Origin of the sequence: Halobacillus hunanensis, from assembly GCF_900166655.1 — a bacterium.
In the GTDB taxonomy this organism is placed as follows: domain Bacteria; phylum Bacillota; class Bacilli; order Bacillales; family Halobacillaceae; genus Halobacillus_A; species Halobacillus_A hunanensis.
In genome coordinates this window covers 1138526-1154341 of the sequence record NZ_FVZB01000006.1, presented here as the reverse complement: position 1 = coordinate 1154341, position 15816 = coordinate 1138526, and the positions used below count along the sequence as shown (strand labels likewise).

18 protein-coding genes are annotated in these 15816 nt (G+C 41.0%); 14 read left to right on the top strand and 4 right to left on the bottom strand.

Annotated features, from left to right (window positions below):
* Nucleotides 1–241: 241 nt before the first annotated feature.
* The 5 genes from B5354_RS11255 to B5354_RS11235 all read left to right on the top strand — a co-directional run bounded on the left by B5354_RS11255 (nucleotide 242) and on the right by B5354_RS11235 (nucleotide 4109).
* Nucleotides 242–802, top strand: coding sequence for a GbsR/MarR family transcriptional regulator (locus B5354_RS11255; protein WP_079528841.1), 561 nt, complete (start codon nucleotides 242–244; stop codon nucleotides 800–802).
* 55 nt (nucleotides 803–857) lie between these two features.
* Nucleotides 858–1751, top strand: coding sequence for a beta-keto acid cleavage family enzyme (locus tag B5354_RS11250; RefSeq protein WP_079528840.1), 894 nt, complete (start codon nucleotides 858–860; stop codon nucleotides 1749–1751).
* A 1-nt stretch (nucleotide 1752) separates the two neighbouring features.
* Nucleotides 1753–2724, top strand: coding sequence for a 3-hydroxyacyl-CoA dehydrogenase NAD-binding domain-containing protein (locus B5354_RS11245; RefSeq protein ID WP_079528838.1), 972 nt, complete (start codon nucleotides 1753–1755; stop codon nucleotides 2722–2724).
* Between the two features lie 13 nt (nucleotides 2725–2737).
* On the top strand, nucleotides 2738–3211 hold the full coding sequence (locus B5354_RS11240) for a thioesterase family protein (protein ID WP_079529154.1): 474 nt from the start codon (nucleotides 2738–2740) through the stop codon (nucleotides 3209–3211).
* A gap of 163 nt (nucleotides 3212–3374) precedes the next feature.
* The gene (locus tag B5354_RS11235; RefSeq protein WP_079528837.1) at nucleotides 3375–4109 is read left to right on the top strand and encodes an SDR family NAD(P)-dependent oxidoreductase; all 735 of its coding nucleotides are present in this window, start codon (nucleotides 3375–3377) and stop codon (nucleotides 4107–4109) included.
* Between the two features lie 60 nt (nucleotides 4110–4169).
* On the opposite strand, the gene B5354_RS11230 is transcribed toward B5354_RS11235, so the two are convergent.
* Nucleotides 4170–4919 (bottom strand): SDR family NAD(P)-dependent oxidoreductase, encoded by a 750-nt coding sequence (locus B5354_RS11230; protein ID WP_079528835.1) that lies wholly within the window; start codon nucleotides 4917–4919, stop codon nucleotides 4170–4172.
* A gap of 86 nt (nucleotides 4920–5005) precedes the next feature.
* Between B5354_RS11230 and B5354_RS11225 the strand changes: the two genes are divergently transcribed.
* Both B5354_RS11225 and B5354_RS11220 read left to right on the top strand, forming a co-directional pair.
* A complete protein-coding gene (locus tag B5354_RS11225) occupies nucleotides 5006–5521 on the top strand; it encodes a PadR family transcriptional regulator (RefSeq protein ID WP_079528834.1) in 516 nt (171 codons plus the stop codon).
* Nucleotides 5522–5644: 123 nt separating this feature from the next.
* A complete protein-coding gene (locus B5354_RS11220; protein WP_079528832.1) occupies nucleotides 5645–6028 on the top strand; it encodes a carbonic anhydrase in 384 nt (127 codons plus the stop codon).
* A gap of 100 nt (nucleotides 6029–6128) precedes the next feature.
* On the opposite strand, the gene B5354_RS11215 is transcribed toward B5354_RS11220, so the two are convergent.
* Nucleotides 6129–6842 (bottom strand): GntR family transcriptional regulator, encoded by a 714-nt coding sequence (locus B5354_RS11215; RefSeq protein WP_079528831.1) that lies wholly within the window; start codon nucleotides 6840–6842, stop codon nucleotides 6129–6131.
* Between the two features lie 215 nt (nucleotides 6843–7057).
* Between B5354_RS11215 and B5354_RS11210 the strand changes: the two genes are divergently transcribed.
* From B5354_RS11210 to B5354_RS11200, 3 genes are read left to right on the top strand one after another with little or no spacing between them, the layout of a single operon-like run.
* Complete coding sequence (locus B5354_RS11210) at nucleotides 7058–8428, top strand: 6-phospho-alpha-glucosidase (RefSeq protein WP_079528829.1); 1371 nt, start codon at nucleotides 7058–7060, stop codon at nucleotides 8426–8428.
* Between the two features lie 18 nt (nucleotides 8429–8446).
* The gene (chbG, locus tag B5354_RS11205; protein WP_079528828.1) at nucleotides 8447–9184 is read left to right on the top strand and encodes a chitin disaccharide deacetylase; all 738 of its coding nucleotides are present in this window, start codon (nucleotides 8447–8449) and stop codon (nucleotides 9182–9184) included.
* A gap of 13 nt (nucleotides 9185–9197) precedes the next feature.
* Nucleotides 9198–10598: a PTS transporter subunit EIIC gene (locus tag B5354_RS11200; protein WP_079528823.1), complete on the top strand. Its 1401-nt coding sequence runs from the start codon at nucleotides 9198–9200 to the stop codon at nucleotides 10596–10598.
* A 304-nt stretch (nucleotides 10599–10902) separates the two neighbouring features.
* Here the strand turns inward: B5354_RS11200 and B5354_RS11195 are convergent, their stop codons facing one another.
* Both B5354_RS11195 and B5354_RS11190 read right to left on the bottom strand, forming a co-directional pair.
* Entirely contained in the window at nucleotides 10903–11364 is a 462-nt protein-coding gene (locus tag B5354_RS11195) for a GNAT family N-acetyltransferase (protein WP_079528821.1), read from the bottom strand.
* A gap of 128 nt (nucleotides 11365–11492) precedes the next feature.
* The gene (locus B5354_RS11190; RefSeq protein WP_139377108.1) at nucleotides 11493–11786 is read right to left on the bottom strand and encodes a hypothetical protein; all 294 of its coding nucleotides are present in this window, start codon (nucleotides 11784–11786) and stop codon (nucleotides 11493–11495) included.
* A gap of 146 nt (nucleotides 11787–11932) precedes the next feature.
* Between B5354_RS11190 and B5354_RS20500 the strand changes: the two genes are divergently transcribed.
* The 4 genes from B5354_RS20500 (at nucleotide 11933) to argC (ending at nucleotide 15802) form a co-directional block, all read left to right on the top strand.
* Nucleotides 11933–12106 (top strand): hypothetical protein, encoded by a 174-nt coding sequence (locus B5354_RS20500; protein ID WP_176142465.1) that lies wholly within the window; start codon nucleotides 11933–11935, stop codon nucleotides 12104–12106.
* Between the two features lie 353 nt (nucleotides 12107–12459).
* Nucleotides 12460–12978, top strand: coding sequence for a GNAT family N-acetyltransferase (locus tag B5354_RS11185; protein WP_079528816.1), 519 nt, complete (start codon nucleotides 12460–12462; stop codon nucleotides 12976–12978).
* A gap of 188 nt (nucleotides 12979–13166) precedes the next feature.
* Nucleotides 13167–14477, top strand: a complete 1311-nt coding sequence (locus B5354_RS11180; protein ID WP_079528813.1) for a lysine N(6)-hydroxylase/L-ornithine N(5)-oxygenase family protein — start codon at nucleotides 13167–13169, stop codon at nucleotides 14475–14477.
* Between the two features lie 290 nt (nucleotides 14478–14767).
* A complete protein-coding gene (gene argC, locus B5354_RS11175; protein ID WP_079528810.1) occupies nucleotides 14768–15802 on the top strand; it encodes an N-acetyl-gamma-glutamyl-phosphate reductase in 1035 nt (344 codons plus the stop codon).
* Nucleotides 15803–15816: the final 14 nt, after the last annotated feature.

The following is a 15816-nucleotide window of genomic DNA, read 5'->3' as shown; positions in this document are numbered from 1 at the left end:
AGTTTCTTTTCGACAAAACTATGAATGATTCGCTAATTAAGTATAAGATAGTTTTTGTAAACTACAAAATTTATTTATTGCACATATAATACGTAAAGTTTGTAAACTTTTTATTGTATAAAGTTCATTAGGGATCTTGCTTAAAATTCCCCTTTCTTAGTTAAAAATGCTTTGATTTGCTCGTTTTCCATTTCTTGTCCGGTATGTTAAATTGGCTTATATAAAACCGAAAGTCGAAAGGATGAAGCATGTGGAAGAAAAACCGTTCGACAAAACCAAAGAAATTGAAGAACAGTTTATAGAAAAAATTGCTGACAATATGAATACATTCGGAATATCGACCACTGTCGGACGCGTTCTGGGGACTATTTATATGAATAGAGAGCCGATGACACTCGATGAATTGTCGGAGAGCGTCGGGATGAGTAAAACTCGAATGAGCCAAGTTGTTCGTGAAATGGTAGATCTAAATATTGCGGAGAAAGTCTTTAAAAAAGGCGTTCGCAAAGATCTATACAACGTTGAGCGTGATTATTACCAAACTTTCGTATCGCTGTTTACTTCAAATTGGCGTAAAGCGATTAGCAAAAGTAAAATGTTCGAGCAAAAGCTCCAGCGTGAACTTGCTGAAATTGAAAAAGAAGAAGCTGTGGATGAAGAAACTGAACAGAAGGTCAATGAATTACTTAAGGAAACGAGAATCTGGCTGGATTATTATGACTGGATTAGCCGGGTAACGGAGTTTTTCGAAAGTGGTGAAATTTTTAAGCATGTACCCGTTCGACAGGATAGGGATAAATAATTGATTGGCCCTAAGACCAAACTATAAAAATGAGAAAATGCTAGGAGGAAATACTATGCAGAAGAAAGTTATTTTATCTTGCGCTGTGACTGGTGCTGGCGATACTGTTTCTAAAAACCCTGCTGTTCCTGTAACACCTAAGGAAATCGCAGATGCTTCCATTAAAGCTGCGAAGGCAGGTGCCACCATTGCACACATTCATGTTCGTGATCCAGAGACAGGACAATTGAGTCATGATGTGAATTTATTCAGGGAAGTCGTTGAGCGCGTCCGTGAAGCTGACACGGATGTCATTTTAAATATAACTGCCGGTGGCGGCGGTGACTGGGTCCCGAGTGACGAAGATCCAACGAGAGGCGGAGCAGGCACAGATATGCAAACACCTGAGGAACGTCATGAACCGGTTGGCGAACTGCTTCCTGAAATCTGTACATTGGATTGTGGAAGTGTTAACTTCGGGAATCAAGTGTACATCAGTCCAACAGACTGGCTGAGGAAACAGGCCAGCCTCATCCAGCAAAGCGGTGTGCGGGCGGAACTTGAGTGTTTTGACACAGGTCATATTCGTTTTGCTAACCAATTAGTGAAAGAAGGGCTGATTGACGGAGACCCACTATTCCAATTTTGCCTGGGAATACCATGGGGAGCTGCTGCGGATGCAGAGACCATTGCATATATGAAGAGCCGCATTCCAGAAAATGGGCGCTGGGCAGCCTTTGGTATCGGTAGAATGCAAATGCCCGTTGTAGCACAGTCCGTTCTACAAGGCGGTAACATCCGTGTAGGCCTGGAGGATAATATTTATTTGAAAAAAGGTGTACTGGCATCGAATGAACAACTGGTCGATAAAGCTGTCGGCATAACACAAAGCCTGGGTTCTGACATTATGACTCCGGCAGAAGCACGAGAGACGCTGAATCTGCGAAACCCGCATGGAAAGGAACAATAATATGGAACAGCAAACAACAATGGTAAAACACATTACTGTAGTCGGAACCGGAGTGATTGGCAATGGATGGATTACTCGCTTTCTGGCGAACGGGTACAAAGTAACGGCTACAGACCCTGCACCAGAAGCAGAGTCCAACATGTATGCGGCGGTGAAGAATGCCTGGCCAGCCATGGAAAAATACGGACTTAGCCAAGGCGCTTCACTGGATAACCTTTCTTTTGAAAAGGATCTGAAGACAGCGGTGGCTGAAGCCGACTTTATCCAGGAGAATGTGCCAGAACGGGAAGAATTGAAACGGCAGGTCATTGCTGAAATCGATGGATACGCTAAAGCAGAGGCAATCATTGCCTCAAGCACATCCGGGATTGTTCCTAGTGTTCTGCAAAAGGATTGCACAGCACATCCCGAGCGCGTCATGGTCGCTCACCCCTTTAACCCCGTTTATCTAGTTCCGCTTGTGGAAGTTGTTGGCGGCGAGAAAACAGACCAGGCATTCATAGAAAAAGCACGTGAATTTTATGAAACGCTTAATATGAAGCCACTAATTGTGCAAAAAGAAGTCGAAGGTCATGTTGCAGACAGATTGATGGAAGCGATCTGGAGAGAAGCGCTGCATATCGTAAATGATGGGGTTGCTACGACAGAAGAAGTTGATGCTTCAATTGTGTATGGCCCAGGGTTGCGTTGGGCTTTAATGGGACCATTTCTGACTTTGCATATGGGTGGAGGCAAACAAGGAATGAGACATTTGCTTCACCAATTCGGACCAGCCTTGAAGCTGCCGTGGACGAAACTTGAAGCACCAGAGCTTACGGACGAGCTGGCGGAAAAGGTAATCACTGGTTGTGAAGCCCAAACAGAGGGAAGCGATATGGCAGAGCTTGAAAAACGCCGTGACCAATTTTTAATCGAGCTGCAAGAGCTGTTGGAAAAATACTGGCCGGCCGCTAATTTGAATGGCAGATTATAAAGGAGCGGAAGATATGACTCCGTTAGTCGTTTTAAAAGATCATGTAAGAAAAGAGTGGATTGATTACAACGGTCATATGAATGATGCTGATTACGTCCGGGCATTCAGCTGGGCGGTTGATGGTTTCATGAGGGAAATGGGTGTAACTGATGCTTTTCGTGAAAAAGAACGGTACACCATGTTCACCCTTGAAAATCACGTCTGTTACTTAGCAGAAATGAATTTTGAAGAGTCATTGGAAGTCCATGCAACCGTACTTGACTATGACGCGAAGCGCGTCCACCTTTTTCTCGAGTTATATGGAAAGGAAGGTAAACGGGCGGCTACTAGCGAACAAATGCTAATGGGCATGGACCAGGAATCTGGCCGGCCTGGCCCGTTTCCGGATGAGGTTTTTTCAAAGCTGCAATCATTGGCAGACAAGTTCTCAGTTGAAACAAAGCCGAAAGAAGCCGGCCGAGTGATCGGAATAAAGAAGAAAAAATAATGTTTTTTATAACTATCAAAAACGCGGGCATGAGTCTATACACCTCATGCCCGCGTTTTAAATTTGTCCTATCAGCAGTTAAATATATACCCAATCCATATACTTTGCACAAAGTATATAAAGTGATAGGATAGTTATATATCCTTTAAGGGAGGAAACCATGATGGGGAAATTTGATAATAAAGTGGCTATTATAACTGGCGGTGCTTCTGGCATGGGGCGTCGTATGGTTGAATTATTCAGCGAAGAGGGAGCTTTAGTGATTGCTGCTGATATCAACAGAGATCGTTTACAAGAAGTTGACAACTTAGAAGGTGTGGAAGGTCAGTATCTTGATGTTTCATCTGAGAATAATTGGATCAGCCTTACTAAACAAGTGATCGACACCTATGGAAGAATTGATATCCTTATTAACAACGCAGGAATTTCAAGCGAAAAAACGGTTCAAGATATTACTATTGAGGATTGGGATACGATGATGCGAATTAACAGTTTCGGTCCATTTGCCGGTATGAAGCATGTTATCCCTTATATGATGGAACAGAAGTCAGGTTCAATCGTCAATATTTCAAGTTATACAGCTCAAATTGGAATGGGGCTGAATAACTATTCGGCATCAAAAGGGGCGGTACGTGCTATTTCAAAAGCAGCAGCTACTCAATACGGTCCATATGGTGTACGGGTAAATGCGGTGTTCCCTGGAGTTATTCAAACGCCAATGACGGATGGGTTAAAGGAAGCTGGTGAGACTGTTAATAGACTTGTTCGTGCTACTCCGTTACAAAGATTTGGTACGGCGGAGGACGTAGCACAGGCTGTTTTATATTTGGCATCCGACAACGCGGCCTATGTTACAGGTGCTGAGCTAGTCATTGATGGTGGTTTTTCAGCTCAATAAACATATGACTGGTTATTTATAGAAGATGCACCCTTCTCTTACAAGGGTGCATCTTTTTACTTATGTTAATTTAACTGTGCCTCCATCCACCATGATCGTTTGACCCGTAATATATGAGCTATTATCACTGCTTAGAAAGACAGCGACTTTTCCGATGTCCTGCTCTGGGTCCCCCAACCTCCCTAGTGGAATTCCAGCTATCATGGATTGATACTGTTCAGGGTGTTGCTGTCTCCATCCCTCTACACCGGCAGTATAGGCGATCGGCGAAATTAAGTTCACATTAATTTGGTCTCTAGCCCATTCGTTTGCCACCGTACGCGTTAAACCTCGAATTGCTTCTTTGGCAGCTGCATAAGAGGCTTGATTTGGCTGGCCGGATATCCCTGCTCCTGAAGCGAAGTTAATGACAAAACCTCGGTTTTCTTTCAATTGTTCATAACTTGCTTGCATTAAATTCACAGTAGGGTAAAATCCAGTGTTAAAGGATAAATCAAAATCATCGCGCAATGTATTTGTAAATGGTTTTTGCCTGGAAGCATGGGCGTTATTGATGAGAATATCGAGCTTGCCGAACGTATCGATGGTTTCCCGAACAATTTCTGTTGCATGTTCAGCGATAGAAATATCTTTTAAAATGAAGTGGACTTTGCCAAATCGTTTCAACTCCTTCATTGTAGATTCACCAGCATCCTTATTAATATCTACAATGACTACGTTAGCGCCTTCTTTCAGCAAGGCTTTGGCAATACCTTTTCCTATACCTCCTGCACCACCTGTTATAATTGCGACTTTATTAGCTAATTGCATGGAATCACTCCTGTCAGTTTATTTACATTATATACTCTTATATACTCTGTGCAAAGTAATCAGTTTATCGAGAAAGGGAGACAGCTATGTCAATACAAATCGTCATCCTAGGGTTGTTAAAATCGAACGATCAGCATCCTTATGAAATCAAAAAAATGATAAAAGAGAACAAGTGGGACCAATTTTTCGACATGACAGATGGAAATCTATATTATTCCATAGAAAGTCTTAAAAAAAAGAATTATATTCAGTCCATAAAAACAGAAAAGGTGGAGAAGCGGCCTAATCGTACAATCTATTCAATTACATCAGAAGGGCATAACCATTTGATCAACTTGATTTATGAGGTTTTTGAAACTCAGAAAATGGATGGGCGGTCGCTCTATCCGGCGCTGCTATTTGTTGATTACGTAAACTTAGACAAAGTATCGGAGCTTATTACTTCATGGATCGTGAATCTTGAACGTGTATTAGACGACAATCCGCCTTCAGGTTCTGAATTGGCAGCTGCCATTCACAGTCATTACTACGGAATGTTAAACTTTCATCTGAAATGGCTAAAGAATGTACAAGATATAATAAGGGAGCGAATTTCAGATTAATTTTTTTATTCAGGGGAAAGTGATAGTTCCAGAGAGGCGACATAAAGTCAATGAATTGGTATGATAGAAGTATCGTTACATTATATAAAGCTATAAAATGACTATTACAGGAGGCTAAAAGTTATGTCTGATTCAAAATTTGCGACAGCCATTAACTGCATGGATGGGAGAGTTCAACAGCCGGTATTTGAGTGGATGAAAGAACAGTTTTCAGTTGAGTACATAGATATGATTACTGAGGCTGGTCCGAACAAAGTGCTGTTAGAAGGAACAGAGCGAGAGGTTGAATCCATACAGTCCAGGGTTCAAGTTTCTTATGAAGCCCATGGCTCAGAGGTAGTAGCGATTGTAGGGCATTATGGCTGTGCAGGGAACCCGATTCCAAAAGATGAATTGTTTGGGCAGATTGAAAAGTCTGTGGAGAAAATTAAAAACTGGGGACTGGAAGTCAAGGTTCTTGGGCTTTATGTGAATGAAAACTGGGAAGTAGAAGTTGTAAAGGAATAGTTGAAAGTGAAAAGAAGAAGTCCATTGGGCTTCTTTTTTAGTTACAATTGATTGAACCAATAAGGAGCTGGGCAATTGATTTGCCCAGCTCCTTATTATATCAAAACCGTTTAGATGTAAATTTAAATGTATACTTCTCACTTCTGAAATAGAGACGGGTATATTCAAAAATTGTATCATCATCCAAATATGCCCATAAATTCATGGTTAGAATTGATGCTTCACCTTCTAATAGGAGAATTCTCTTCAATTCTTCATTTGGGGATAGCGGTAGAATCTCTCCTTGACGTTCTTTAATGATATAGCCTTTGTTTTCCACGTATTCGTATTTAGAACGAGTCATCACTTCTACTGACAAATCTGGAAATAGGGAGACTGGCATGTATGTTTCCTCCAAAATCATCGGTTCGTCATCCACACAACGCAGTCTCCGAATAAAAAAGACCTTTTCCCCTTGGTTAAGTTGTAAAGTTTCTCTTACCTGATCACTAGGTTCTTGCATGTGAAAATCAAGCACTTGGTTAGTTGGTGTTTGATTTAAATGGGTCATTTCTTCAGTAAAGCTTTGCAACCTGTATATATCGTGTTCGATTTTCTGGTTTTTTACATATGTACCGCTTCCGCGAACCTTATAAAGTATGTCTTCATTCACTAGCTGTTGAATGGATTGACGAATGGTTACTCTGCTGACCTGATATTTTTCAGCTAGTTTTTTCTCCGAGGGAATAGCTTCATCTTTATTAAGCTTTGCGGTAATGATTTCTCTTTTGATTTTGCTTGCTACTTGCTTATATAACGGCGTATTTGTATTCATTTACGTCACCACCATGGTTATGTGTTTATAGTTGTATTAATCATCAATACAACTATAAACGAATCCGAAATTATTTTCATCCTTCTATATTGTAAAATAGTTTTTGTTCATATATTAAAATGAAATTAATACAAATATAATGCATAATTGGTATTGAATTAGTATTATAATGGTGATATAAATAATGTAAGAGCTGAATGGAAAGGAGCACTATTATGAAAAGACAGCGCTTAGTTGTAGTCGGCAGTGGAAGCACTTATACAATGGGGATGATGATGAGCTTAATCGAAGAAAAAGAACGTTTCCCCTTAAAAGATGTCATATTCTACGATATTGATGAACAACGTCAGGAACGAAACGCAAGAGCAACTGAAATTTTATTTAAAGAACGCTATCCAGAATTGGAGTCTTTCTCCTACACAACGGACAAAGAGACAGCTTTTAAACAGGCTGATTTTGTATTTGTGCAAATCCGTACGGGTGGTTTAGCCATGCGAGAGCGGGATGAACAGATTTCCTTAAAACATGGCGTTGTAGGACAGGAAACATGTGGCCCTGGAGGAATGGCTTATGGGCTGCGTTCAATTGGAGATATGATTGAACTTGTAAATGACGTCCGTGCTTACTCACCCGATTCCTGGATATTAAATTATACAAATCCAGCCGCAATCGTAGCGGAAGCACTTAACAGGGAGTTTCCAAAAGATCAGCGCATTCTCAATATTTGTGATATGCCAATTGCTATTATGATCAGTTATGCTAAAATTCTTGGTCTCAATGTATGGGATATTGTACCGGAATACTTCGGGTTAAATCACTTTGGCTGGTTCACGAAAATTTATGACAAAGAAGGCAATGATCACACAGAACGTTTAAAGAGGCTTATTATTGAAACAGGTTTTACCCCAGAGGATGAAGCAATTGCTAATGATACCTCCTGGCAGAAGACATTTGAACAGGCACGCCAAATGCTGATTGATTTTCCGGAATTTCTACCTAATACGTACTTGCAATATTACTTATACCCTGAAGCCATGGTTGAAAAAGAGAACCCCAGCCGCACGCGGGCACGACAAGTCATAGAAGGGCGCCAGAAGCACGTTCATGATTTATGTAATCGTATCATCATGAAAGAGACAGCCGAAGGAGAAGATTTAGATGTTGATATTCATGGTGTCTTTATGGTTAGGGCAGCTGAATCTCTGGCCTATAATTTAAATAAACGATTCATAGTTATGGTGGAAAACAATGGTGTTATTCCTAATTTGCCAGTGGAGGCCATGGTTGAAGTACCAGCTCTTTTGACAAGCCAGGGACCTAAGCCATTTTCTGTTGGTGAGATTCCTATTTTTTATAAGGGGCTTATTGAAGGTCAGTTAGCTTATGAACAGCTAGTTGTTGACGCCTATTTTGAAAGAAGTTATCAAAAGCTTGTTCAGGCACTTACATTAAACCGCACAGTAGTCAATGTTTCTAAGGCTAAGGAGATTGTCGATGATTTGATCGCTGCCAATGAAAAATACTGGCCGGATATTAAGAAAAATACGGAATCATTTTTTCAGACAACATCTGATAGTAATAATTAGAAAAGAGAAGGGGATATCATGAAAAAGCTTATTATTAATGCAGATGATTTTGGCTATTCAAGAGGGGTGAATTACGGAATCATTGATTCTTATCAGTATGGTGTGCTAACTTCGACAACTTTTATGTCAAACATGCCAGGGGCAGACCACGCGGCTGACCTGGCCAAGCAAAACCCAGGCCTTGGAGTAGGAGTGCACCTTGTTTTAACTTGTGGGAGACCTTTATTGGCTAATCATCGAACGATTGTTGATTCAAAAGGGGACTTCAGAAAGCTAGCCTTTTACAAGGGGGCTTTTACGATTGATTATGATGAAGTGTATTTCGAATGGAAGGCGCAAATTGAAAAATTCCTCTCCTATGGTTTACAACCAACTCATTTAGATAGTCATCATCATATCAATTCATTTGGTGACATTCCTCAAGTTTTTTTGCAGCTAGCCAAGGAGTACAGCTTGCCTGTTCGTAATAATATGGAGCAGAAAGAAGTGAAAACAACAGATTTTTTTGCTTATTTAATTGAAAGCGCTTTAAAAGATGAGCAGGCCCTTAATGAGTTATTTAGGGAACATGATACAGTCGAAGTCATGTCCCATCCAGCTTATTTAGATAAACCGCTGCTCTCGACGTCTTCCTTCACCTATCCAAGGGTGGATGAAGTGGAGTTTTTAACAGATCCAGGAATTGTGGGCTTGATTCAGGGGCGGTCAGATATTCAATTGACCACGTTTAAGGGACTTTTAAAGCCGATCATATGAGGAGGAACGAAAAATGAAAAGCTTTTTGCAAAAGTTTGGAAAATCGTTATTAATTCCCATTGTTGCTTTGCCTATTGCTGGGTTGCTGCTGCGGATTACAGCTGAGGATATGCTTGATATTCCTCTGTTTCAGGCTTCTGGGGTTATTTTAGCGCAAATGGATGCACTAATTGCCATTGGTATTGCTATGGGCCTAGCAAAGGCAAAGGATAAGGGGATACCGGCACTTACAGGCTTCCTGGCTATTATCGTTTTAGAAGAAGGGCTCAAGATTATGGACCCTGAGCTGAATATGAGCGTTTTTGGCGGGGTCCTAGCGGGTTTAATAGCAGCTTATATTTATAATAAATTTAAAGATACAAAGCTTCCTAGTATGTTTGCCTTTTTCAGTGGTGAAAAGTTCCCGATTACGATGATTATTTTCACGATGATTCCGGTAGCTGGAGTTATGGCCTTGATTTGGCCTTATGCTCAAGCTGGAATTGATGCCTTCAGTCAAACATTAATGGGCCTTGGAGCCCTGGGAGTATTTATATTTGGATTCTTAAATCGATTTTTACTGCCATTTGGCTTGCATCATGTGATTAATACGTATGTTTACTTTGGTTTAGGTGAATATGAAACTGCTTCCGGTGAGGTCGTAACTGGTGAAATTACACGATTTCTCAGTGGCGACCCAACTGCAGGGTACTTTATTGGCGGATTTTTCATTACCATGATGTTCGGGATTCCTGCCATCGCGCTAGCCATTACGAAGGCTGCAAGAAAAAGGAAACAGGAGACGAAATCATTGATGTCATCAGGTGCAGCGACGTCTGTTGTAACGGGGATTACCGAGCCTATTGAATTCACATTTCTTTTTACCTCCCCGTTATTATATTTCCTGCATTCCATTTACACTGGTTTAGCAGGGGCTGTTCTTTACCTGCTTCACATCAGGCATGGGTTCTCCTGGGGAGCGGGAGCAATTGACTATTTCTTGAATATCAATCTATCAGATGGAGGGTTGTGGATTATACCAATAGGTTTGGTATTCTCTGCACTATATTACTTCACTTTCTATACCATTATCGTCAAGAAGGACATCCCATTAATCGGAAGAGAACACGACCTCGAATTTGATGAAGTTGCTTCTAGTAAGGAACAGGATCTAGAATTGTCCCACTCCAATCATGAATACATGGCCAAGAAGATCCTTCAGTCTATTGGTGGAAAAGAAAACGTCATAACGAATGACCATTGTATGACACGTCTGCGGCTGGAATTGAAGGACACAGATATAGTTGATGAAAAGCGAATCAAACAAACTGGTGCCCATGGTGTAGTAAAAGTCGATAAGCAAAATATACAAATTGTTATTGGCTCAGAAGCCACAACTGTAAAAAGTGAACTAGATAAGTTTCTGGATGAATAATCAATTAATCCCACCTCAGGTCATACAAATATTGGATGACCTGAGGTGGGAAATAAAGGACCATTCTGATGGGGTGAAATTCTTGGAGACAACCTCCCCTGCATTTTGAAAATAAGAAAGAGGGTCAAAATTATATCTTTTATGAAAAAGTGCGGGGATAGAACTGATTAAAATGATCCCAATAACTCCTAAAAGGTATTGGCTAATCAATTTAGCAATGAATTTCATCTGTGCACCACCAGTAGAAAATTATAACTTAATGGATCAAGCTTTCCTTTTCTAGATTGATTCTCGATTCTCTCATTCAGGTAAGTCTTTTACTGAATCGAACCGTGTCAAGCGCCTGAATACCGTTCTCGTATATCGGCTCAGGATAGCGGGTGAAGAAATCCTTGATGATTCCATCCATCCGAAAACCTGCTTTTTGATAGAAAGCGAGATTGGCAAGACTTGAATTAGACGTGCCGACAACCATGTTGTGGAACCCTTTTTCTTTATACAGTTGGAAAGCATTGTTCATCACCCGTTTTCCGAACCCTTGCCCTTGCTTCTCAGTGGCAATAGCAAAGTTTTTCACTTCAACAGTGTGTGGGGTGGGGAAAATAAACAGGCAGACTCCTATCGTTTGTTTCTCATACTCAATTGCGTACATTTCCCCTTCGTCGATATACTCATTAATAATCTCCTCTGTCTCATCTGCTAACAGAAGATACGGTAAATAGACTTGTCTCTTTTGAACAGGTGACAGTGTGATTGAATTTTCCATAGAAACCTCCTTAACTAAGACAGCTTTTCTCTGAGTTGCACGAAATCATGATGACTTAATTGATGACGATGAATTTTAGCACTTCTTCCATCTCCATAATAAATGTGGAGGTAACCCTCTTTTTCGACTTATTTATTTAGAGAAACCAAAGGAATTTCTTTCTCGTAAGGATAAATGCCAGGGCGAATAAGTAGTTTGTCTTCGTCGATTCTAACGTACGATAATTTGTGAATGTTCATAAAGGATATGGCTAAATAAATACTAATTCCGGATGTAATAATATGGAGGATAAAGACAAAAAGTAGAGTCTCTGCCAAATAAATATCGAAGCAGATTAACACGATATTTATTGCCGCGACTGCCAGCCATGCCAAACCTAGAAGCATTTGATCTGAAAAGTTCATATAAAACTGATGCTCCATGTCAATCAACCTTTCCTCTCTGCAGCATATAATTGAGTAAGAAGCCTACCTTTTCTGAAAATCATTGTCTTAACTATACGAATAATGAGGAAGTTGGTTTCAAAAATGTTAGAATAATCTAAAAGGACAGGGAAGGAGTATGTGTGATGCAAAAGAAGGTCTCCTTAGCAGGATGGGTGTTGTTCATTGTGGGCGCCTGCTTTTGGATAGCAGATGTAAACTTGCCTTTTGTTGATATTGATTCTGTGCTAGTAGGTGCAGGAGCTGTATTGTTGCTCATATCGGGAATAATGAAGATGAAAGAACAGCAAATGGAGTGACCACTTACACCGAACCAGATCATCCAGCTTAACCCAATTTTTCGAAAAGGTGGTTGTGGATTTTCTGCCCCTCTATAGATAGTTAAATTGTACAAACCCTTTTGCGAACTTCCTTAAAATAAGCTGGTCCAGCCTATTCATTCACACACTGCATTAATTACTGATCAGATTGAAAAAATTCAACCTCTGCCAGTACGACATGGTGTTGCTTTATCACTTTTACCGTCCATACTTCCCCTGAAACCCCTTTTCAGTTCATTGATCAATCATACATTGGAAAACTGTTTGAACATGCGCCTTTTCTACCCACATAGGGTGGTAGTCCATGAATTTTAATAAGGAGAGGTGTGAATATGGAAGTAAAATTTTGGGGTGAAATAGGTGAGGGTGTAAATGATATGATTGACATTTACAGCAATTCATTTGAAGACACAAAACCAGAACAAGTCTTAGAAATGATAACAAAACATGTTACATATAAAGGTTTTTCCGGTGTGAAATATGTGGGCGAAAGTGGGGATGTCCTGGAATTTGCATATGGTTATACGTCATTCCCCGGGCAATATTATCATGAAAAGATAGCAGCACAGTTGACTGATAAAGAAATTCATCAATGGCTTACTGATTGTTTTGAGTTTGTGGAATTAGCTGTTGAACCTGCCAGAAGAAAAAAAGGTATTGGCCGACTGTTGCATGATGAATTATTGCAGACTGTCAACCATACCACCTCCATACTTACGACCTCTATAGATAATGTCCCGGCGATTGAATTGTATAGACAGAGTGGATGGCAAGTGGTGAAAGAACATGCAGTTGTCATACCTGAAGTTCCACTATTACTAGTGATGGGGAAAGAGCTACGGTATTCCTGATGTTTCCTTAAACAATGACTTGTGCATAAAGATGTATGAAATTGTAAACCTAGTAAGGATAGTCTCTATACTGACGAAGGATATTACCCGGTAAGCCCCCTTCCCCCATGTTACCGTTTTCCTGCCATTATGGTACCATGGTAGTAGTGTTCTGAAATGGAATTTTTTCAGAAAAAGGAGTAGTGAAAATGGAACAACAAGACAAAATGTATGATCTCATCGGGGTAGGAGTGGGCCCCTTTAACCTAAGCCTGGCTGCACTTCTCGACGAAATAGAAGATATTACTAGTGTTTTCTTCGAACAGAACGATCACTTTGACTGGCATCCGGGCATGCTCATTGAAGGTACGAAAATGCAGGTGCCTTTCCTCGCAGACCTAGTCACGATGGCCGATCCAACCAACAAACATAGCTTTCTCAACTACATTAGCCAAAACGACCGCATGTATCAATTTTATTTTTTACAACGACTCGACATACCGCGCCGTGAATATAACGAATACTGCCAATGGGTCTCAAAAAGACTTCCAAGCTGTCAATTTGGTCAACGTGTAACCGGCGTGCGTCATATCCAGGATAACGAGGAATACTTTCAAGTCGAAGTCCTTAATCTTGTCACCAACCAGACGAGCGAATTTAAGACACGGCACCTCGTTATGGGTACGGGGACTGTTCCTGTTATGCCGAAATCGTTGAGGAATCTACCTGCCGCAGACGTGTTCCACACCGCAGATTTCCTCCCTAATCAAGAGCGTTGCGGAAACGCTAAGTCGATCACTGTCGTCGGCTCAGGACAGAGCGCCGCTGAAACGTTTCGCGAACTCTTAAAAGAACAGAAAGATTACGGCTACCGTATCGACTGGATCACCCGCTCACCAGGGTTCGCTTCTATGGAAGAGTCCAAGCTGAGTCTTGAGCATTTTTCACCCGACTATGTGAACTATTTTTACCAATTACCACAGAAGCAAAAAGACGAGATTTTTGCTAACCAGGGCTTGTATTATAAAGGAATCAGCAATCACACCATTAATGATATTTATAATCTTTTATATGAATATTCTATAGGCGGGGATGAACTTAATGTCGGCCTTCAAGTACTTAGTGAAGTGAAGGATATTACACCGAAATCATCAAGCAAAGGATACGAAATCACCTGTTATCATACGCAAAAGAAGGAAGAATTCACTCATGAAAGTGAGGTAGTAATTACTGCAACCGGGTATAAACCGAACGTGCCGGATTTCGTCCATCACCTTGGTGATTTCCTCGAGTGGGATGAAGAGGGACGCTATAAAGTTGAGCACGATTATCGGCTGCAGAAAGCTGAGGAGTCCAGCAATGAAATTTATGTCCACAGCGGCATTTCCCATACACATGGTGTCGGCTCAACGAATCTAGGGCTCTCTGTTCATCGAAATAAAGTGATTATTAACCATTTAATGGGACGGGAGGTTTACAAGTTACCTGAAAATAATATCTTCCAGAACTTTGGACTATAACTTTCGCAAAAAGGTCAGCATAATGCTGGCCTTTTTTTCATGTTGAAAAGGAATTGTCTGGAGGTTCAGAGACAATTGCTCGAACCGAAAGCATCATTGCATGAAATTAAGATTTATTGCACAAATCTGTTCGTTGAGGGCATTTCCCCGATTAAGATCCCCAAGTCCGGTAAGAAAAATTCAGAAACTTCTTCCCAACCTATTGACAATTACCAGATAAAAAGGAATAATAGCATAATTATACGGAATAATTAATAATTATACATTTATATACGAAAGGAGTAAAAAGATTGAAGGCAGGAATCGTTGGAGCTACTGGATATGGCGGTGTTGAATTATACCGACTATTATCCTCTCATTCGCATATTGAATCGATCACATTATATTCTTCCACTCAGTCGGGGGAAGGGATAAGTGAATCATACAGTCATTTGAATACAGCACTTGATCAACTGCAGCCATTGGAACCAGCTGCAATGAAGGCTGACCTTGACGTTATCTTTTTAGCCACACCTGCAGGAGTATCCAGTAAGCTCACTCCGGATCTCCTCGGCGGAAAAGCCAGGGTGATCGACTTATCTGGAGATCTTCGTATTTCGGATCGGGATGTTTATACAAATTGGTATAAGAAGGAGGCAGCACCTCAACCGGTCCTTCAGCGAGCTGTCTATGGTTTACCTGAATGGAATAAGGAATCCATTCAGTCTGCGGAACTGATTGCCAATCCAGGTTGTTTTCCGACAGCGGCACTGCTCGGTTTAGGACCATTTATAAAAGAGAAGATGCTGGACACGAGCCGAATTGTCATTGATGCCAAAACCGGTGTTTCAGGGGCAGGGAAAAATCCGAATCCCTTGGCCCATTTTGCTCATACTCAGGAGAACGTCCAGATTTACAAGGTTAATCAACATCAACATATTCCGGAAATAGAGCAGCAGCTTACTAGCTGGGAGGAATCAATGGAGCCCGTGTCGTTTTCTACCCACTTAATCCCGATGACCAGGGGGATTATGACGACGATATATGGTGAATTGACAAGGTTTCATTCAACTGAGCAGTTGCACGAGTGTTTGAGAGCCTATTACGGAGAGCAGCCGTTTATAAGAGTGCATAAGCCGGGTCACTTGCCGAGTACAAAGGATGTTTATGCATCGAACTACTGCGATATTGGCGTAACGGTCGATAAGCGGACTCAACGGGTGACGATTGTATCTGTCATTGACAATTTAATGAAAGGGGCGGCGAGTCAGGCTGTCCAAAATATGAATCTAGCAGCAGGGATCGAAGAAACGACGGGGCTACTTCATATTCCTGTTTATCCATAAGAATGAAAGGGAGG